Origin of the sequence: Nostoc sp. XA010 (assembly GCF_020829625.1) — a bacterium.
GTDB lineage: Bacteria > Cyanobacteriota > Cyanobacteriia > Cyanobacteriales > Nostocaceae > Nostoc.
On sequence record NZ_JAIVFX010000039.1, the window covers coordinates 23,343 to 44,647 of the forward strand.

Genomic DNA, 21,305 nt, shown 5'->3' on the forward strand with positions numbered 1-21,305 from the left:
TTTGTTTTTCTTACTCCGCGTAAGTTTTATTTTTCTTGTACTTAAGCGTTTCTTTCATAACCTCATCTGACATAGATGTAATATGCTTCATCACCTGAGCAATCTTTTCCACTTGTCCTGGTTTAGTTTCGCGAGCAATCAAGATATTTGACAGATGTGCAACTGTAGTCGCTTCAAACAGACTGTGTAGAGGCAACTCGATTCGGAAAATATCTTGGATTCTAGAGATAACTTGAATCGCCAGTAAAGAATGTCCGCCCAACTTAAAGAAATTATCGTGAATGCCAACGCCCTCAACTGGCATTTGCAAAACTTCACTCCAGATTCCAACTAAGACTTCTTCCACAGCGTTACTGGGAGAAATATAAGTTGCAGTTGATTCCCAACGAGAAATTTCCAACTTGCTTAAAGCGCGGTAGTCTAACTTGCCATTTGGCATCCTTGGCATTTCTGGAATCGTGACGAAAGCACTAGGAATCATGTATTCGGGTAAATGGCGAGATAAATAGATATGTAGTTGTTCGTCGAGATTCGTTTCACTTTTGGGCACAAGGTACGCAACCAACTGCTTGCGAGCAGCATCGCTATCTGTAGCGCCTTGTAACAATACAACTACATCTTTCACGTCTGGGTGACAGCGCAAAACTGCTTCAATTTCACCTAGCTCCAGACGGAAGCCCCGCAGCTTAACTTGGTTGTCCAGGCGACCAAGGAATTCAATATTACCATCACACAGATAACGGGCTAAGTCTCCTGTTTTGTATAGACGTGCTTCAGCTTCGCTAAATGGATGAGAAATAAACTTAGTATCTGTCAATTCCGGACAGTTAAGGTAGCCGCGTGCCAAACCTGCACCACCAATACACAACTCACCCGCAACACCAATAGGCACAGGTTGTAAATCAGCATCTAGAATGTAAACTTCAACGTTGTCGATTGCCCGACCGATGGATATAACTGACGAGCCCGGTTGGCATACCCAAGATGTGGCATCAATCGAGACTTCGGTGGGACCGTAACAGTTGTGAAGTTCCACTTGATTGAGACGGGTAAAGAAGCGATCGCAAACAGCCTTCGTTAATGCTTCGCCACCGCAAGTGACGTGCCGCAGTGCCTTGCAAGCCTCTAAGCCCGGTTCTTCGAGAATTAATTGCAGCATTGCTGGTACAAAATCCACAATTGTAATTTGCTGCTGTGCGATCGTCCGCACCAGGTAACTGGGGTCTTGATGTCCGCCCGGTTTTGCCATTACCAAACAACCTCCAGCCAGCAACGGTGTAAATAATTCCCACACTGCAACGTCAAAACTAAAGGAGGTTTTTTGCAATATTTTGTCGGTTGGGGTGATTTGGTAGTTAGTAATACCCCAAACCAGGCGATTGATAATACCTAGGTGGGGAATCATTACTCCTTTGGGTTTTCCGGTTGAGCCAGAAGTATAGATGATATATGCCAGATTAGCAGAGCTAACTGAGGCTAGTGGATTCTCCGTGCTGTATTGGTCAATTTGAGAATCGGTATCAAGGCAAACCACATAATCAGGGGATTTGGCTAAGTTAGCAACTAGGGAATGCTGAGTCAGCAATATATTAATTCCTGCATCTTCCAAAATCCAAGCAATGCGTTCTTGAGGATACATCGGGTCAAACGGTACGTAAGCACCACCCGCTTTCAGAATGCCCAACACTCCAATTACCATTTCTAGAGACCGTTCAATATAAATACCGACTCGAACTTCGGGTTTGACTCCCAAAACTTGCAAGTAATGTGCTAGCTGATTGGCGCGGTGGTTGAGTTCGCGGTAAGTTAACTGTTGGTTTTGACAAACCACTGCGATCGCATCGGGGGTCGCTTCAACTTGTTGTGTAAATAGTTGGTGCAGACAAACATTGGGGTAATTAGTCTTAGTCGCGTTCCAGACCAACAGTTGATTCCGTTCGGCGCTTGTTAACAACGGCAAAGCTGAGATCGACTGTTGGGGATTGCTAACAATACTTTCGAGTAAGCAAAGGAAATGACCCGCCATGCGGTTAATTGTTGCGGTATCAAATAAATTGGTGTTGTACTCAAATGATGCTGCCAACTTGTCACCAACTTCCGCCATCGCCAGTGTCAAATCAAACTGTGCTGACCGTTGTTCTAACGCTAAAGATTCCATAGACAGTCCACCCAGGTTCATCTTGGCGCCGTCCCCTAAGGCAAATACTGTTAAACCTTGCTCGTGCAGCATATAAGCTTTTTGCAGAACAAACATTGTTTGGAACAGTGGCGTTCGACTGGCATCCCGTGTTGGTTGCAACCGCTCGACTAACAGTGTCAAAGGATAATCTTGATGTGCAAAGGCATTGAGCGCTGTCCGACGCACTTGACTTAAAAACGTTTCAAAAGTTGGATTCCCAGAAAGATTTGCCCGTAAAACTACAGGGTTAGCAAAGTAGCCAAACAAACCTGCTAACTCGGCTTCATTTCTACCTGCCGTTGGAGAACCTACCAAAATATCTTCTTGACCTGACAACCGGTAAAGCAGGATTTGATACGCCGCCAGCAAAGTCATGTAAAGTGTGGCTCCCTGACTACGGCTTAGAAGCTTAAGTTTTTCAGTCAGTTGCTCGTTCAAGTCTAAAGAAACCAACGCACCGCGATAAGTTTGAACCGATGGTCGCGGACGGTCGGTGGGTAAATTTAATACTGGTAAGTCCGCCAGTTGCTGCTGCCAATATTTCCAAAGCCTCTCACCTTCCGGGCTGGCAAGTACTTCTGCTTGCCACATGGAATAATCGCTGTATTCTAAAGTCAGCGGTGTGAGGATGGCAGGAGTACCTGCAATTTCGGCTTGATACAGTATTCCCAATTCTTGTACAAATACGGCTAACGACCAAAAGTCGGCAATGATGTGGTGTACAGTCAATAGCAGAATATGTTCTTGTGGCGATCGCGCAAATAGCTTTACCCGCATCAGGGGGTCTTGTTCGAGATTGAAGGGACGTGCTTCGGCAATGAGATGGGCGTTCAGCGAGGCTTCGCTCCAAGTAGAAATTTCCTCTGTAACAATGAATACTTTTGATTCATCATTAATTTGCCCAACTGGTTCCCCTTCAACAGTAATAAAGTTAGTCCGTAAAGCCGGATGGCGTTCGACCAATTTTTGAATTGAACTCTGCAAAGCGGAAATATTGAGTTCTCCTCGCAACCGCACGGCATTGACAATATTGTATGCTGTACTTTCTGGTGCCAGCTTGTGCATAAACCACAGCGATCGCTGACCGTAAGAAAGAGGATGTTCTTTACTCCTTGTTTTTGCTGGGGTGGGAGTAATTTTTAAGGTAGCACTAGGTAATGTCAGTTGCGTTTGGATTTCGTCCACTAATTGAGCGATACTACAACCTTCAAGCAAGCTTGTCGCGGACAATTCTACCCCGAAGTTGCCTTCAATATTATTCTTTAGTTCGACTGCATTTAACGAATCCAGACCCAAGGTAGTCAAGGGTTGCTGTGGGTGTAACTGTGAATGATTAATACAAAGCATCTTTGCTACCTTTACAAGCAAATAAGCTTCTAAAAGCGGTTTTTGTTCTTCGGGTGCAATGGCTTGAAGTGCTTCGCAAGTCAGACTATCTTTTTCAGTTACAACATCCGATTTTTCCAAAATGCTGCTACCAACAACATCCAAGCTGCCATTGAGAAAACTAGTACGACAAGCTTGGCGTTGAATCTTGCCACTGGAAGTCTTTAAAATGCTTCCCGGTTTGAGCAGCAATATACCATACACTTGCAGTTCGCTATTTTCTGCTACTGCCTGACGAATTGCTCTTGCTACTTCTTCAACATCAAAACTTCGCAGGTGACTCCGCTTAAGTTCCACAACCACCGCCAGCTTTTCTTCATCTGCGACATCGACTGAAAATGCCGCACTACAGGTGGGTTGAAGCGCCGGATGGCTTTTTTCGACGGTCAATTCAATATCTTGAGGGTAATGATTGCGACCTCGAATGATAATTAAGTCTTTGAGGCGACCAGTAATAAACAGTTCCCCAGCATGGAAAAATCCTAAGTCGCCGGTACGTAAAAAAGGCCCTTCATGAGTATGTTGCAAATAAGCTTGGAAAGTACTTTGTGTCTGTTGGCTTTTTCTCCAGTAACCTTGAGTAACGCTAGAACCAGCAACCCAAATCTCACCCACTTCTGAAGGTGAACATTTAGTTAATGTTTTAGGATTAGCAATGACAACGTGCAAATCTCCTAAAGGCTGTCCACAACTAACTAACTTTTGGGCTGTAGCATCGGTTAAATTAGTGGGGATAACTTGATTCTGCTCTAGGGCTGCTTTCTCGACAGCTTGCAAGATTGGTGGCGCTTTCTTATTTCCACCAGAAACAATCAATGTTGTTTCGGCCATCCCGTAACAAGGGTAAAAAACTTCTCGTTTAAAGCCGCAAGAGGCAAATGTTTCTGTAAATCTCTCAATTGTTTCGGCTCTAATAGGTTCGGCTCCGTTAAAGGCTACTTCCCAACTGCTTAAGTCAAGAGTTGCTTTTTGTTCGGGAGTAATTCTGCGAACGCATAAATCATAAGCAAAATTTGGCCCCCCACTAGTAGTTGCTTTGTATTGAGAAATTGCTTGCAGCCAATGAAAGGGATTTTGCAGAAAAGCTACTGGCGGCATCAGGATACATGGTCTACCTAAGTATAAAGGCTGAAGCATATTGCCGATTAAACCCATGTCATGGAATAAAGGCAGCCAGCCAACAACAGTAGTTTCTTCTGTATGTCCGAAACCTAATTGGATCAGTCTTTGGTTATGTAGGAGATTTTCATGGCTAACCATGACACCTTTGGGTGTAGAAGTAGAGCCTGAAGTATATTGCAGAAAAGCTATGGCATTGCTAGCTATTCCTATTTCTTCCCAGTTGTCTGCCAGAGAATCTGTCAGACAGTCGGTGGCAATATATTGTAGAGCTTGCAATTGTGGGGTGTGTTCAAACAGGCGAGGGCCATTTGCTAGTATTTGCTCGGTAGTAAGGGCTATTCGTGTTTGGGTATTTGCTATTATGGCTTGCAGTCGAGGGGTAGGTCTATTTAAATGTGGCGGATAGGCTGGAACTGCAACAACCCCCGCATATAAGCAAGCAAAAAATGCCGAAATAAATTCTAAACCAGGCGGATATAAGAGTAAGGCACATTCTCCTTCAACAACTCCAGTAGACTTTAATTGTGAAGCGATCGCTTTTGCTTGTTTATGTAGTTCTTGATAAGTTAGGGTAGCTGTTACTGTTTTGCCGTCGTGCAAAAATTGAAATCCAATTTTATTGGGCTGGTATAATGCTCTATAGTTTAGTAATTCTACAAAGGTTGAGAATGGAAAACTATTTAAGTATTTAGTCATGTTATTTAAGTATTAAAAATAGGTTATAAGTTTTCTTAACCAATACAATATGAGGGTTATTGCCTCACTCTTAAGGAAGCTTATATAAATCAATCATTTTCAAGGTTGAATCAGCAGCTAATAAAGCTTGATCAACTACTTCTGATGCACCAGTAAGAAGGATTGTTTCCTTGTAAAAAAAATGATTTATGTCCACTATTTTACCCCTTAGATATAAGTGAATACGCAGTTAACTTTTGCTCGTATCATGGTTTAAAACACTAAATATTAGCTATTTAGACAAGTATTTGACTACTTGTTTTTCTCGGTCTAAATTCACTGGTAAAGCAAGATTATTCTTTGATAATGATAGATTTTTGTTGATATACTGCATTTGCTGCAACATAAAATTTACTTCAGTCTCAAGCTAGCAAAACTTTAATTGTTGCTCCAATGGATATAAAATTTTTTTGGCTCCACAAATGTGAAATAACAAGAATACGAGGAAGATTTTTTGCTCTTGGTTACTCCAAAAATTATTTCAGACATTTTTTATTTCACCTTGTTTCACTTGCACTTATCCTTTTAGATTCTTTGTTAATTCTCTACAGTACTTATCAGTGGGATTTCGGACAAATACAGAGAGTTTTCGCTCACCTCCTTGTTTAATTTTCTAGAAAATAGATAAACTAGCTCACAAACTTTCAGAAACTGACGCGATAATAAGGGTTTCAGGCATCGTAAAATGGGGGAAGCAGCGTTTGTTTAAAGGTGATAAGCCTGAAGCATGGCTAGCGCTTACCGCTATGTGTTAACTAACGGTATTGCCTGAAACGCTGATTAATCAGTCACTGTTTAGTGTCTAAATATTTTCTTGAAATGTCCATGTAGCAAGGGTTACAAAAAACTTTGTGAGTTACTGAGATTGTTAACTTCTAGTTATTTATACGGCTCATTCCAAGAATTTATGCAAGCAGCTATAAGTTTTTACAAAAGTTCATTTTAAAATCAAAAACAGTTTTATTCAGCAATTTCATTTTGATTTCATTAGCTTAAGTAAGTCGGCAGAAAAATTTATAAGGAGACTTGTCGGTAAATAAGAGAGAATAGACAGCAGTGGTAGGAAAGGATGATGCTGAATATTGAAGGTGCGCTGAAGCAAGATCGACTGTTGCGTGCATTAACTGGATTGAACCGGAAAGCGTTTGATGCCCTATTGCCCACCTTTAGCAGCACATATTTTGAGAATCAACAGACCAAGCCTCGTCAACGTGCCTTGGGTGGAGGACGCAAAGCCCGCTTGCTGACAACTCAAGACAAATTGTTTTTCATCCTGTTCTACTTTAAGTGTTACCCGACCTTCGATGTGGCGGGACTGCTATTTGATATGCATCGCTCCCAGGCACATGAGTGGATGCATCGATTGCAACCAATATTAGAAGCGGCTTTGGGACAGAAAATGGCACTACCGGAACGCCATCTTCAAAGCATTGAAGTATTTTTGTCACGGTTTCCCGGAGTCCAAAGGGTAATGATTGATGGCACAGAGCGCCCAATTGCCCGTCCTCAAGATCCTGAACAACAAAAACAGAACTACTCCGGTAAAAAGAAACGTCATACACGTAAACACTTGGTGGCGGTTGATGAAAGCAAACGGGTTTTAGTGTTAAGCAAGGCACGAGAAGGCAAACTACATGACAAACGTTTTCATGACGAAGATGATATTGCAGGCAGTGTACCTGATGAAATTCCGATTGAAGTAGACTCTGGCTTTCAAGGAGTACAAAAGCAATATGATAATCTCTATCTTCCTCACAAAAAGCCCAAAGGGGGCGAGTTAACTGATATTCAAAAAGCAGAGAATCGCCAATTGAGTCAATCCCGTGTAGTTTGCGAAAATGCCTTTGCTGGTGTGAAGCGCTACAATGCCGTCAGTGTGATTTATCGCAATCGGATTAAAAACTTTGATGACCGCTTAATGCTGACCGCAGCAGGATTATGGAACTTCTACTTGATGGTTGCTTAAGAAAAACCAAATTGCAGACAGACATATAGAAAGCTTACTGAGAAAGCATTTCTAGCTTAAAAGAGGCAAGGTTGTTACATGACAAGCTCTAACTCTTTGATGTCAATGGGTTTTACTTTCTTGTTATTTGCGATCGCCCGGTGGTCGATTACCTCACTGATGACTCGTTCTTGAGCTAACTGACGATTGAAATCCTTGTCATCAAGGCTCAACTGCCCACCAAGAGGTTTCTTTTTCGGGATTTTGCTTTTGGGATGAAGTTTGGTAATTCCTTGATAGCCAAGGTCAGCTAACCCTAAAGTTTGAGGATGAAAGCGCACTTTACTGTGTTTAAATAAACGAAAATCATGGCGTTTACCCTGACTATGTGCGGTGCAAATAACTGCACCTGTATTTAAATCAACGGCAATTTGTAATCTCAAAGTGTGGTGCTCCAACAGCGATAACTACTGGCGTGGCAAGGCTAAAATATTAAAATAGATTTTTGAGAAAATAGACATAAGTCTGGAAACACTACTCAGAAAACTGCATAAAAAAACTAAACTGGATCTATTGAGTCACTGAAGGGCTTTAAACCCTAACTAAATCTGGAATACTGTTGCTTGCGTTTGTAGCTAATTATCTACAAAGGGATAGGCTCTCTAGTAGTTCAGCTTTAAGTAGAATTTAAAAGGAAAGAGGCTTGATATGCAAAAGCAAATTTTGAGTTTAGCGATCGCGTTACCAACGATATTATTCACTGCCTTACCTACTTTGGCAAATCCCATACAATCCATCACACCCAAAGTTGATAATTTACAACCAGGTTTGCTACAAACCGGAATTAATAATCAACTCAGGAACCCAGGGAGTTATAGCGAATCACCAGGGCAAACAGGTAGTACCGCGCCATCAAACACCCCGGGGCCCAAACCTAGTCGCAAAGAGGAAGAATCATCGTTCCACAACCGGGATATAGGTTTACAAAATACGCTCAATTCTAGCTCCGTAAATCTGAACATAGCGAACCCCGTTGCTCGCTAATCTTAGGGTTAGTTTTGAGGTAATCGTTTAGCAAGTTACAACTGCGAATCAGGAGATTGTCTAAATCTTGGGTTTGCAGTTCTGTGCTAAGAAGATGCCAAAGTTTAGCTGTACCATCAAAACTGGCAGAAGCCAAAAATTTACCATCTGGGCTAAAACTTAGGCTTAATACTGTATCAATATGACCTGGAAGAGTTTTGAGTTCTCTACCATCACGGTTCCAAAGTTTGATGCTTCCATCACCGCTAGCTGAGGCTATCATCTTGCCATCAGGACTAAAACTGATGCTATAGACACCATTCCTATGTCCTGTAAGAGTTTGTAGTAAAACTCCATTGCTGACTTGCCAGAGTTTGATAGTTTTATCATCACTAGCCGAGGCGAGTACTTGACCATCAGGACTAAAACTAATGGCGTTGACAGCATTAGTATGTTCTGGGAGAGTGTACAGTAAGTTGCCATCTTTAACTCTCCAAAGCCTAACTGTATTATCTCTAGCAGCTGAAGCTAGTACTTGACCATCAGGGCTGAAACGAACGCTCAAAACTTCAGCCTTATGTCCTTGGAGAGTTTTAATTAAAGTTTTTGCCTGAATATTCCAAAGTTTAATGGTCGTATCAGCACTAGCGCTTGCCAAAATTTTATTATCAGGGCTAAAACTTACACTATTAACTTCGCGGCGATGACCTTGGAGGGTTTTAATCATATAGCCGTCACGAGTCCGCCAAAGTTTAATGTAATGGTCAAGACTCGCTGAGGCTAATGTCTCGCCGTCAGGACTGAAGGCTAAACCGTAGATATCAGAACTGTGTCCATAAATTGAAGTACTATAACCTTCCAAGGTTTGGCGCAAAGTTCCATCACGCCGCCAAAGTTTGATAGTAGTATCTTGTCCGGCGGTGGCTAAAGTTTGCCCATCGGGGCTAAAACTGACATTATAAAGTTTACCTTGATGTGCTGTGAGAGTTTTGAATAGAAGATTATCTCGCTGCCACAGTCTCACAGTTTTATCAGCGCCAGCCGAAACTAAGGTTTGGTCATCTGGGCTAAAACTGACGTTGTAGACTGCAATACTATGTCCTAATAAAGTTTGAACTAAAGAGCCGTCCTTAGAATTCCAAAGTTTGATTGTGCTATCAGCGCTGGTGGAAGCTACAGTTTGACCATCATGACTGAAGTTGACGCTGAGAACCTCTGCATTGTGGGCTGCAATAATTCTCTGTAAACTGCCGTCTTTTTGCCAGAGTCTCACGGTTTTATCTTCACTGGCTGAAGCTAAAGTTTGACCATCGGGGCTAAAAGCGACACTAGAAACCCCAGCACTATGCCCTTGCAGGGTTTGCCGCAATATTCCATCGCTAACGCTCCAAAGTTTAACAGTTTTATCTGCACTAGCGATCGCCAAAATTTTACCGTCAGGGCTAAAACTTACACTATTAACAAAATCCTTACATCCATTCAAAGTTATGAGCAAATGACCATCGCTAACTTTCCAAATTTTAGCAGTGCGATCGGCGCTACCAGTGGCGAGTAGCTCACCGTTGCCAGACCAAGATACACTCAGAACTTCCGCAGTATGACCGTTTACGTTTAGTGTTCTAATTAAGCTACCGTCTTTAGTTCTCCACAGCTTGACGGTACGATCAAAACTAGCAGTTGCAATCGTTTGACCATCTGGGCTGAAACTGACACTCCGCACTTTAGCAGTATGCCCTGTTAATGTTCGTAACTTTGTGCCATCATGTCCCCAAAGTATGGCTGTTTTGTCGTTACTAGCCGATACAATTGTTTGCCCGTCAGGACTAAAACTGACGCTCACAACTTCAGCGCTATGGGCTTCCAAACGGTTGCGTTCTTGAGTTCCAGAAATTACTTGTTGTAAAACACCCAAAGTCTGAGTTTGTACCTCAGTTGGTGCGCCGAGAGTGTTTTTTAGCTGTTTACCTGCTTTGACACTGGCAATCAGCGCTTCTAACTGCTGATGTGATAAAAGATTAGCTTGAGATGAGGCATTTAATGCTTCAATTTCTCGCAATTGGGCTGCTTGGGATTTCCAATAGGCTAAAGAGCCGAAACAGATAGCCGCTAACCCCAAAACACTGAGTGCAACTACAGCCCTTTGAGCTTGCTTGAGTCTTGTTTTCTCTTGTAGCTGCTGTTGTTTTCTTTGTGCTAAACAAGCTTCAATAAACCGTTGCACATCAGCAGAAAGTTCGTAGGTATATTTGATATAGATATCTTCTGCCTCAGCTAGTCGCACTCCTTGCAACAAAAAATCAGTTTGCTGAGTACGTTGCAGCCACAATTGGGAAGCCTGCTCAATTTGCCTTTGTTTTCGCAAGCGATCGCGGTTTTCTTCTAACCACCAACGCAAAGTTGACCAATGACGGATGAGGATTTCATGGGCAACTTCTACTGTTATGGGAGAAGAGGAACTGAGGATTAGGGGAGCACGGGGAGAAATGTTTTCTGGTTCGCCTTGTCTACCTTGCCCTTGTGTTACTTCTTCTTCTTCTAGATTCATCACCACTAACTTGGCAGAGGTTAAAGCGTTGAGGGTTTTTTCTACCAATGCAGCTGGATATTTTTTGACTATCAACTCTGATTTATGTATCCGTCTGCGAGTATCTTCTGTACCCTCACCTAGTTGTGTTAAAGATAAAAAAATCCATTTAGCACACTCTTGCATTTGAGGATCTAAACTTTCGTAAACAGCTTGAGACGATCGCTCTAATGCTCCTTTAATTCCGCCTAATTGCTCTTGATAAACCTGTAAAGTCAACTCACCAGCAACTCGATGTTGCCATAATTGCTCTAAAACAAATTCCAGTAACGGCAAATCTCCTGGTGAGTGATTTAGCTCCCGCAACAATACTTCCACCAATTCTGGTTCTACTTTTAACCCGACTTGTTGAGCCGGGTTAAGAATCACCCGCCGATAATCATCCAAACTGAGCTTCGGTGGAACTAACACGCTAAAATCCTGCAAAGCTTTAGCTAGTGCTGGTACTTCTAAACAGGAAGAAATAAAGTCTGCGCGTAAAGTAATAATTAATTTGAAGCGATCGCCAGCATATTGCACCGCTCCCAGCAATAATTCTAAAAATAGCTCTCTGTCTGGAGTTGGAGCAAGGGTAAAGAGTTCCTCAAACTGATCTACCACTAAAGCCACAACTGGGTAGGGCTGGTTGCGTATCCAGTAAACAAATCCCTCTACCCCTTGGTGAAATATTCCCTCTAACAAGAGATGGGGAGATGAAGAATAATTTTCCCCCTGCTCCCCTGCCCCTACTCCCCCAAGCTGCCGCGCTAAAGCTTCTAACGGATTTGCTCCGGGACGAATGCTTTTAATCCACCATTGTTCGCTACTGGGTATTTGTTTACCCGATCGCAGTTGAGGAATAACACCAGCTTGCACAATTGAAGATTTGCCGCTTCCTGAAGCACCGATGACGGCTAGAAAAGAGTGATCGCGTAGTTGGTGAATTAATTGCTGAGTTAAAGCTTCTCTACCGTAAAAATACTGGCTATCTTCTTCTGAAAAAGCACTTAATCCCATGTAAGGGCATACTCTCAAATCCAATCCTGTGGTTGATTCTTGGGTGTCTTTGTAAGTTTTTGCGCGGAGAATTTCTATAATGCCTTGTTTGCCTGATAGCCAGATGTAAAGAGGAACACCGCTACCTGCCAAGAATAATTGTAGTTGAGCGATCGCTCCGGCGGCTGAGAGTCCATCTGTATGCGTTGCTGCCATTAAAGTATCGAGAAATTTTTGGGCGAAGCGTTCTGGTGCCTCAGCAGGCGAGGTGTAGCCTATTAAACATTGTCCTTGGTGGGAATCAATTTGCAAATCTTCTACCCAATTTTGCAAGGATGTATTAGCTAGAGGGCAATCGAGGATGATAATTTGTTGAGCAGTGCATTGACGTACCTGTTGTTTCAACCAGGAACGTTTGAGCCGAATATTTTCTCCCAGCAATAACCATTCACCTGCTTCGGTTTCTTCAATTCGTCCCCGCAGATAAAGCAGAATCACTTCTGAGGCTGGTTGTTGTAACTGACGAGCGATCGCTTCTTTAATCTGCTCGGCAGAGACTTTTGTTGCTGGCAAATACTCTACTGCAAAACCCCCAGCACTTCCGAGAAATTTGCTAATATCTAATGTTGTTTTACTAACTGACAATCCTTCTACTACTATTCCTATCCGACGTACCCCAAGGGTTGCCTTGGTTAATCCTTTGCCAATAATTAGTTCTCCAACTCCCTCAACAATTCGCTTCGGAGTTTGCAAAGGATATTCTCGAAAAATTTGAGTTTCTCCTTTGTTTTTTTTCTGCTGATTCATCAGCCGCAATTGTTGATTGCTTTTGTCTATATATTGGAGAGTTTGATGATATACATAGCGATACAAATTATCCACATAAATTAGACCTTGGCTATCTGCTGCCTCACCTTGCAACCCTTTCATTAAATAATAAGTAAATACCCCGTGTCCCAATTCGGGAAACTCCCAAGATTGCTGGTTAGTATCACAAGAAAGCAAAGCATAAAAACCTTTACTTTTAGTAGCACACTGTTGTAATATCTCAACCATTTTTGGTGTAGCATTCAGAAATGTTTCTTTTGTCGTCCCTCTGAGTGTCATCCCACCGCTATGACAAGCATCTAGCCAAACAAGCTGATTTTGCGCCTTACTATTACCCAACAATTGTAAAAGTTCTTGTAAAGCTAAAGCTGTGTTTTGGAGATCGCATTTTTGAGTATCTGCCAAACACAAAAATGCTTGTTGCGTGCTTGGTTCTACAATCCCATGTCCAGAAAAATAAAATAAAACACTATCAATAGGTTGAGCCGCAGTGGTAATTTGCTGAAGGCTAGTACGGATGTTTTCTAAAGATGGTGGTTGGAGTGCAAAATCATGGTAAATTTTGACCTCTGTTTGACTAAATTGTGCGGCTGCATTTACTAATGCCTCTGCTAAACCTTGACAATCTACTGTTGAATAACTAAGGCTGGGTAATCCGTCATCTTGATATTGATTGACTCCCACTAACATTAGCCACAGCTTAGGAGTTGCAGTTTGTTTTACTGAAGTTGAGCGATTAATAATCCCAATTGGTGACATTATAGCAGTCCTAAATCATTTGTAGAAATCTCTCTTTCTTGTCTCTCTGTGTTCTCTGTGTCTCTGTGGTTCGATTAAAAAACATTTTTCACAACTCATTTATGATTATCATATTTGAACTGATTTTTATGCTGTTTTAGCATTATTTACTGTAAGAGTTGACTAGAAACATTAAGCATTAACTAAACTAACCTCCTGTAAACTCAATTCCTCTTGCTCAATACGCGATAAAGCATAAGTTAGAAGTAAACGCTGCTCAATGTTATGTTTTGCGCTAGGACAAGGTGCTATTCCTTCCAACCAACTTTTAGGACAAGCACCGCCACAAACTGGGAGCATGGGACAGGTAGAACATGGGTACTCTCCTTGACGAATTCGGTCATTAAAATTGCCTAAGCGATCGCGTTTACCAGGCATCTGTTTGCCGGATAGGTGGTCAATGGCATATTCATTAGGTGTACCATAAGTAGCTACATAAGACACCTCGGTACAATTGAAAATATTCCCATAAGCATCCACCGAATGGCACTAAGAAAACGTGAAACCTAGTCAGGGCAGGGTGTAGGGGGTAGGGTGTCGGGTGTAGGGAACAAATCAAGGAAATGAACAACAAGTGCGAACATTAATAAACTTTTTCGTCACTACACCCGACACCCGACACCCAAAAGTTTTATGAATACTGGATTTGCTGATATCTTAGTGCCATTCAGCATCCACCAATTCAGCGTTTGGTGTACAGCCATACAGACAATAGGTTTGACCTCTGGGATAAATCCAATCGGGAAACCAAGATTAATCATTTCATCGAACCAATTAATTTCCCACTCAGCAAACTCCTCTTTGGTGAGTGAACGAGTGTGAGCATCATTTCCCCATGAATAAATTGGTGCTACATAGAAACGAAGCTTATTTTGTAAGCCTTCGTCAGCTAGTTTTTGCAGTAGTAAAGAAACAGATTCATAATTTTCATGGTCAACATTACAACGGATACTCAACTGTACATCAAGGTCATTTCGATGTGCTAAGAGCTTGTCAAGAAACAACTTTTACAATTCATTATCTAGAAAGCTTACTTAGAAAGCATTTCTAGCTCAAAAGAGGCAAGGTTGTTACATGAGAAGCTCTAAAGCATTCACATTAGCGAAGATCGTATCGAAAGTTGGCAAGCCATTTTTCTGCATTCGCCGAGCATTGTGAAATTCTGCTACGTCATCCAGAGTAACTTCGATAAAAGTTACACCGAATTCCTTAATTAGTTCAGTTGCCACCTTCTCTGTCAGTGCTAAACCATTTGTGACAATTCGGGCATCGTAGCTACAACCAAAACTTTCGGCCAAAGACTTTAATTGAGATTGTGATAGTGTGACAACGGTGGAAAAAACTTAGTTTCCAATTTTCACCTTTCACTTAGTCAATAGGTTTGCTTTGATTTTTTTATGCAGTCTTGGGGAAAATTTTTGAGGATTTTGTCAAAATTATTTTTCGATAAAAATTTAATTTGAGTGTAAACAGAAAAACCCCGCAGAGGTGAGGTTTAATACTTAACTTTTCGGTTAACGAGACTTAAATATTCTTCAATCAGAACAAGCCTCAAAGATACAGATAACAGGAAATGTACCAAATTCTCAAAATTTCGTTGAAGTCGAAATATAATCTTCACCCCTTGTAGTAAAGTTTGTGTAGACGTTGTTTAACGCTTTCATTCTTCCTATAGGTTGGGTTCCAATTTTTTATGCATCCTCGGCAAAGTATCATTGAAATCTTTTCAACTTTTGTGCAATTTGAGGCTGATCGCTTCAGTCGTTGGGCGATAGAATCAAGGTTGCGTCGCAGTATCCAAAGTTGTCTCAACCGCACACCTCAAGAAAGTTCGGAATATTTTTGGGCTTTATATTGGTATAAATTTTGGCTTATTCCTGAGACAAATTTACTAGCTAAACAGCATCTAACAGCTTACTTGCAAGAATCCTGTTATTGGGCATCCCAAAAAACAGTTAATAGTTTTGCTAGTACTCAATATAAGTTATCAGACTGTTTTCAAATTGCGATCGCTCAAGTTGATAAAGTCCTCAAAGGATTTAATGCAGATCAAGGCTTTATTTTAAAAAACTACGCTAGTGTCATCTTTAGCAGTGCTATTCGGGAAAATTTACGCCAAAATCGTGAAATTGATATTTGTACAGATTGGGGACTATTACGAAAGATTACTAAAAAGTTTTTGGTAGAGTCTTTACAAAATGCAGGTTTATTGCCAGAGGATATTAATGCTTACGTCCTTGCTTGGAACTGCTTCAAAACTCTATATATACCAACAAAAAAAGGTACTTCTCGCCAAATTGCTCAACCAGACAATGAGATTTGGGAGGCGATCGCTAAAGCTTATAATACACAAAGTAGTCAAAAAGTCAATTCCCAAACTCTAGAAAAGCGGCTGTTAACTGCTGCTAAAGCTGCACGCCGCTATCGTTATTTTGCCGTTGACTCTCTCAATATCCCTAAAGGTGGTGATAATTCGTGGGAATGGCTTGATAATATTCCTGGAACACAACAAGAATCTTTAATTAATGAAATTCTTGCTCAAGAAGAAGAACAAACAAGAAACTTTCAACAAACTGAGATTAACAAAGTTTTAGTAACTGCGATCGCTCAACTTGAACCGCAAGTACAAAAAATTTTACAACTTTATTATGCTCAAGAACTAACTCAAGACAAAATTGCCAAACAATTACAAATACAGCAATATACTGTCTCACGGCGGCTAAAAAAAGCCCAAGAAACCCTATTACGCTTTTTAGCTAACTGGAGTAAAGATAGCTTGCATATTTCCGTTACTTCAGACCTACTCAAGAGTATAAACATACTAATGGAGGAATGGTTGAAAAATTACTATGGTGTATGACTGGGGAGTGGGGGAGAAATCAATTAAAAATTAAAAATTAAAAAACTTCTGCCTCCTGCCCAATGCCTTCTGCCTCCTGCCCAACCCCAATCCCCAATCCCTATGACTACTGATACCACTGTATTTACTTTCACTAACCCAACAGATATGGTTTTGGAAATCCCTACAACTACCCAAAAACAAGCGGATTTGGACAGTCAAGTTTTTTCTAATGCCAATTCTCGCTATCAAGCTTATATTAATCAACTTTGCCTGGGTGCTATCTTGCTATGGTTGCAAGAAGACTGGACACCACAGACAAAGGTTTGGGCAACTACCACTGCTTTACCCAGTTTCTGGGAACTGGTTAATGGAATTGCACTCAGCCTTGAGACAACAAGATTAATCTTGATACCTAGTGAGGCAATTGATTTGAGTGAATTGCGAGTACCCCAAGAATGGGTGGATATTGCTAGTTGGGTAGGGGATTATTATTTAGCTGTGCAAGTTGAACCAGACGAAGGCTATGTCAGGGTTTGGGGTTATTGTAACCATGAAAAACTTAAAACTCAAGGCAGTTATGATGCCAGTGATCGCACTTATTGTCTAGACGCTGCTGATATGATCAACGACATCAGCGTTTTAGCTGTAGCGCGTCAATTGTGTCCAGAAGAACCCACCCGTAGCGCCATTGAAGAGATTCCCAGCTTATCGCCACAACAAGCACAAAATTTAATTGCCCGTCTGGGAAACCCGGAAATACTCACACCCCGCCAAGAAATTCCTTTTCAACTGTGGGGGGGATTAATGCAACATGGCGGTTGGCGACAAAACTTATATCAACGACGCTTAGGTTTACCAGAACAGTGGTCAGTTATTCAATGGTTGCAAAGCGGTGTTTCTCAAGTTGCTGAGGCTGTCGGCTGGGAAAGCTTTGATTTACAACTGAGTGCAGCTGGGGCACGGGGTGAAGAAAATAGACAACTAAGTACTATTCTTTCTCGGCGTTTGGTGATTGCAGGTCAAATTTATGATCTCATTATTATACCACAAGTAGAGCAAGATGGAACTGTTTGGCGTTTTGAATTACGTAACGCCGCCGTTGGTGCAGCTATCCCTGGCGGTTTTAAACTCCGATTACTCACCGAAGATTTACAGCCTTTTCCCGATAACGAAGATGTAGCTATAACAGATGTAGAACAACTTTATGTAGAAGTTGCCTTAGAAGCAGGAGAAAGCATAGTTTGGGAAATACAACCTTTTCCCGACAACTATGATTGGGAAATACTCAAGTTTTAAAAGAATTTAGGCGTTGCATATTTGCGGGATTATTTTGTTGGTTTTGTGAGATGGGCAACATGAGCGTCCTTTATGCTTCTCTCCAATCTCTGTGATTAATAGGTGTGAGCTTTGTGAGGAATGACCTAAACCGCTACTAACCAATCGCACACCACAGACCTACACCCGCTCCCAAAGTTAACCCAAACCTGCCACTGCCCCAAATACCCATTCCAGTAAGGCTCCCCATCAGCAACACCGATAGCTTTGCCGATTGTGGAGACTAGCTGTTGGTAGAACTGACCAGCGCTGTCCAAACCTTGCTGCAATTTCAGCTTTAGCCCCTTCCATCCAAGAATCGCGATATTTTCTGGGGTATGTGGTGCTGTGTCACTGAGTGGTGTTGCAAAGACTATATTATTAGTGCCTGACACCACTTCAGTATTGTGAGATATGGATAGTGATGTTGTGTCAGTTACTGGTGTAGTTGTACTTATATTATTACTGACTGACACCGACTCACTAAGAAACACTTCATCCCGATTTAACCACTGCCCAAAAATAGAATCACGCTGATCATCAGGGGCAACAAACCGATAGACACACTCCCGATTTTCACGCTTACCCAACCGACCAATGTAGTCCAACTTCAAATCAATCTTGGCAAGTAGTTTCTGTGCGATCGCTATCGGTGTGTGTTTTTCTGAAATCGTTACATTCAAGTAATTCTTAATAACATACCGATACTTTAATGCCAGTGCTTTAAACTCCACCATCTTTTCGTCGCTGCCACGTAACTGAACGTCTGGTGTAAGAAACTGCAACAGATTCAGATTTTCGAGTAACAGTACAGCAGGCAATAGCTGCCCCTTGTTAAAATCCGGTTTCCAAACCGAATTCTCCCCAGCCTCTAACTGCGCCTTAGCCCGTTTCGCATCACGGTTTGTCAGAAACTCTCGCCCCAGCGTCAAATAGTAGTGCATTCTCAGTTGAGGATACCACCCATCACCATCTTTCTCGACCAAATCAGGGGTTACGTCAATTTCGTAGCGACGGGATAATTCAGCCTTGCGCTGCTGGTGTCGTTGGGTTTTGGTTTTCGCTCTTGTGTCAAGGAGCTTCTTGAATTCAGCCTCAGAAAGTTCAACAGAGTTAGCGATCGCCTGACACTCCGCAGCATACAATTGCTCACTTGCCGCTTTAACCGACTCGATTACTGCCCCACTTTCATCATCCGATGCATCCTCAGCATCAATAACGGTGTACCCATCCTCGACCAAACCTGCAAGAACAGATTCTCGATAGCGCCGCATCTCAACGTTAATCACAGAACCACGCTTACCCCAAGTCTGCAATGACTCCGGCTGAAAGTTCTGGTCAATATAGCTCAAATCCGCATTATCCGCCGCCGACAACAGCGCAATGTTCGCTTGCGTGGCGACGTGTTGACTTCTGAGCAATCCTCCTATCGTTGTGGAACCATTGCCCACAACCGACATCCCCCACTCTCTGACCCAGATGTGGCGGTCAACAGTTTCTCTAACCCGTGCCAACATCTGACGCACGGAGTTAACCGGCTGCACTCCCTGAAAAATCCCCCAAACACCATCAAAATGTCCTCGAATGTCAATGGATACCCCAGTTTCAAGACTGGGTGAGGCGATAACTAAATCATACTGGGTGAGAATTTCGTTGAGATGAGCGATACAACCGAAAGCCGCATGAGACGGGTCAGCAACAGATTCGCTATCAATTCGCAGAATCCGCAGGTGAGGGAATTTGCGGCGGAATCGTTCTTCTAAGGCTTGCGTTCCCCATTTGGATTTTGATTTCTGAGCAGAGCAGCAGAGTAAATGATGCCCCCCTTTAGAAATCGCCTTGTCCAGTGCAGCGATGAGATTTTTCGGATTACTGCCAGAGTAGTTGTAACAGTTTCCGGCACTATCCCGATAATTGTTGACGATGACGAACGGATTAACTCTATATTCTCCAGCTAGTGATAAAACATATTTCACATCTGTGTCAGAAACATCGGCACTAGACAGGTAAATCTTTCCCTGACTGCTGCCTAAAACATTCTGTACCAGTTGTTTGAGGTTTTTGAGAACAGATACCCGACGTTTGTGCACTTCAGTACCAGAGTTGAGCAAATGCCAGAAAACTTGGTCACATTCATCAATAATAATCACATCATTTGACCAGTCATTGGGATTGAATCGCGCCTGACTTTCCTGATGCAGTGAATCCACACACACCCCGTATCCCAATAATGTGCCTGTTTCATTCGTGCGGACTTCGGTAACATAGTTAACGCCGAAGCGATTACACAGTGCCTCACCCAATTGGATGCGATGGGTGATGATTAATACCCGTTTCTCTTGGTCGTGTGCTTTCGCCACCTCCGTTGCCAGCCATTCAGTTTTACCAGTGCCTTTGGGGGCTTTGAGAATGATGAGCTTTTCCCCTTCGGGTACGAGAAGCTGACCCAAGAATCTTTGGTTGAGTGCGATCGCTGGCGGGTAAGTCAGCAAAGTAAACAGCTTAATCTCCCACAACTCCAGTGCAACGGCTGTGTTGTAGAGCGCGTCAAATGCTGGCTGACCCAAGGCATAGATAAAATCATCAACCCCTTTCTCTGCCCCAATTGGTAAATCAATCACCCGCAGTGAACAACCCTTATTTACCAGCAGCCGTCCCATGCGACTGATAGCGGTTCTGACTCGCTGGACTGTCTCAGGCTTGTTGTCCTGGTCAAAGCAAATATTAACCTGTCTGCCCTGTGTTGTGAAATGTTTCAAGTCGGGGATGAGGGATGGCTTACCGATGGCAGTACCGTACTCATCTTGGGGGGTGCGGTATCCAGCGTTTACTCCCGGAATTGCGATCGCTGCATAACCAGCAGTCAGTAATGCTCCCGCTTTCTTAACACCTTCTACAATTGTGACTGGTACATTATGTTGCCAAACCCAGTGCCAGAAACCGCCATTCTGTTGTAAATCCTCTTCTGTGATCGGGATGCCACAACGTAGGGACACTTTCACCCAGATGCGATTCGGCACTAGGAGAAAGAAAGCGCGTGTCTCTTCTCTAAATGGGTGTTCGTATTTGATGAATTTGTGAATCTTTTGGCGGTCACGTCGGGGGTAGTCGGGTTTGAAACAGCCCCACATCATCAGGACGTAGTTGTTGAGGGGGTCAACGCTATTGCACCACCAGCCACCTAGTTCGATGTGCTGGTATTTTTTCAAATCGTGATCGCGTAATCGTCCATCATTGCGACGGGAGATTTTGGGACTGTAGAGCAGATATTCGTAGGGTAACGTCCCGGAGAGCAAACGCACATTCAGAGCAATGATTTCTTCGTCAACCCCGCTACTGAGCCACTCTTGTCGGTGCTTGGTTTGAGAATCGGTCGGTAAAACTGTCATATCCCCTCCAATATTTTGACGCATGAAAATTTTGCGGTATATGGTCATACCGCCTTTAAGGGGTACAGCCGGGATACGTGCAAAATGGGACACGTTGTAAAGTTTTGTAAACAATAGCTCTACAACCCTTGCCAGACCTACCTTCACAATTTCTCAAACCAAAACTAAGAGCTTGTCATCATCCA

Annotated in this window: 11 protein-coding genes; 4 read left to right on the forward strand and 7 right to left on the reverse strand. The window is 42.5% G+C overall.

Features of this window, described 5'->3' with window-relative positions; translation table 11 throughout:
- Positions 1 to 10: 10 nt before the first annotated feature.
- Positions 11 to 5,383, reverse strand: a complete 5,373-nt coding sequence (locus LC608_RS30890; RefSeq protein WP_229557207.1) for a non-ribosomal peptide synthetase — start codon at positions 5,381 to 5,383, stop codon at positions 11 to 13.
- A 1,108-nt stretch (positions 5,384 to 6,491) separates the two neighbouring features.
- Between LC608_RS30890 and LC608_RS30895 the strand changes: the two genes are divergently transcribed.
- A complete protein-coding gene (locus LC608_RS30895; RefSeq protein WP_229557208.1) occupies positions 6,492 to 7,388 on the forward strand; it encodes a transposase in 897 nt (298 codons plus the stop codon).
- A gap of 74 nt (positions 7,389 to 7,462) precedes the next feature.
- Here the strand turns inward: LC608_RS30895 and LC608_RS30900 are convergent, their stop codons facing one another.
- Complete coding sequence (locus tag LC608_RS30900) at positions 7,463 to 7,810, reverse strand: transposase family protein (RefSeq protein WP_229557209.1); 348 nt, start codon at positions 7,808 to 7,810, stop codon at positions 7,463 to 7,465.
- 265 nt (positions 7,811 to 8,075) lie between these two features.
- Between LC608_RS30900 and LC608_RS30905 the strand changes: the two genes are divergently transcribed.
- Positions 8,076 to 8,411 (forward strand): hypothetical protein, encoded by a 336-nt coding sequence (locus LC608_RS30905; protein WP_229557210.1) that lies wholly within the window; start codon positions 8,076 to 8,078, stop codon positions 8,409 to 8,411.
- Here the strand turns inward: LC608_RS30905 and LC608_RS30910 are convergent.
- The 4 genes from LC608_RS30910 to LC608_RS30925 all read right to left on the reverse strand — a co-directional run bounded on the left by LC608_RS30910 (position 8,368) and on the right by LC608_RS30925 (position 14,873).
- On the reverse strand, positions 8,368 to 13,536 hold the full coding sequence (locus LC608_RS30910; RefSeq protein ID WP_229557211.1) for a caspase family protein: 5,169 nt from the start codon (positions 13,534 to 13,536) through the stop codon (positions 8,368 to 8,370). The genes LC608_RS30905 and LC608_RS30910 overlap by 44 nt on opposite strands.
- 171 nt (positions 13,537 to 13,707) lie before the next feature.
- Positions 13,708 to 14,055 (reverse strand): SPASM domain-containing protein, encoded by a 348-nt coding sequence (locus LC608_RS30915; protein ID WP_308189954.1) that lies wholly within the window; start codon positions 14,053 to 14,055, stop codon positions 13,708 to 13,710.
- A gap of 122 nt (positions 14,056 to 14,177) precedes the next feature.
- Complete coding sequence (locus LC608_RS30920) at positions 14,178 to 14,579, reverse strand: hypothetical protein (protein ID WP_229557213.1); 402 nt, start codon at positions 14,577 to 14,579, stop codon at positions 14,178 to 14,180.
- 66 nt (positions 14,580 to 14,645) lie between these two features.
- Positions 14,646 to 14,873 (reverse strand): hypothetical protein, encoded by a 228-nt coding sequence (locus LC608_RS30925; protein ID WP_229557214.1) that lies wholly within the window; start codon positions 14,871 to 14,873, stop codon positions 14,646 to 14,648.
- Positions 14,874 to 15,268: 395 nt separating this feature from the next.
- On the opposite strand from LC608_RS30925, the gene LC608_RS30930 reads away from it, so the two are divergent.
- Entirely contained in the window at positions 15,269 to 16,435 is a 1,167-nt protein-coding gene (locus LC608_RS30930; RefSeq protein ID WP_229557215.1) for a sigma-70 family RNA polymerase sigma factor, read from the forward strand.
- A 102-nt stretch (positions 16,436 to 16,537) separates the two neighbouring features.
- Complete coding sequence (locus LC608_RS30935) at positions 16,538 to 17,713, forward strand: DUF1822 family protein (protein WP_229557216.1); 1,176 nt, start codon at positions 16,538 to 16,540, stop codon at positions 17,711 to 17,713.
- Positions 17,714 to 17,838: 125 nt separating this feature from the next.
- Here the strand turns inward: LC608_RS30935 and LC608_RS30940 are convergent, their stop codons facing one another.
- Positions 17,839 to 21,144, reverse strand: a complete 3,306-nt coding sequence (locus LC608_RS30940; protein ID WP_229557217.1) for a plasmid replication protein, CyRepA1 family — start codon at positions 21,142 to 21,144, stop codon at positions 17,839 to 17,841.
- Between the last annotated feature and the right edge of the window lie 161 nt (positions 21,145 to 21,305).

Excerpts from the sequence above, each read along its gene's own strand:
- LC608_RS30890 (WP_229557207.1), bottom strand. The coding sequence starts at position 5,383 with ATGACTAAATACTTAAATAGTTTTCCATTCTCAACCTTTGTAGAATTA.
- LC608_RS30895 (WP_229557208.1), top strand. The coding sequence starts at position 6,492 with ATGATGCTGAATATTGAAGGTGCGCTGAAGCAAGATCGACTGTTGCGT.
- LC608_RS30905 (WP_229557210.1), top strand. The coding sequence starts at position 8,076 with ATGCAAAAGCAAATTTTGAGTTTAGCGATCGCGTTACCAACGATATTA.
- LC608_RS30910 (WP_229557211.1), bottom strand. The coding sequence starts at position 13,536 with ATGTCACCAATTGGGATTATTAATCGCTCAACTTCAGTAAAACAAACT.
- LC608_RS30930 (WP_229557215.1), top strand. The coding sequence starts at position 15,269 with ATGCATCCTCGGCAAAGTATCATTGAAATCTTTTCAACTTTTGTGCAA.
- LC608_RS30935 (WP_229557216.1), top strand. The coding sequence starts at position 16,538 with ATGACTACTGATACCACTGTATTTACTTTCACTAACCCAACAGATATG.
- LC608_RS30940 (WP_229557217.1), bottom strand. The coding sequence starts at position 21,144 with ATGCGTCAAAATATTGGAGGGGATATGACAGTTTTACCGACCGATTCT.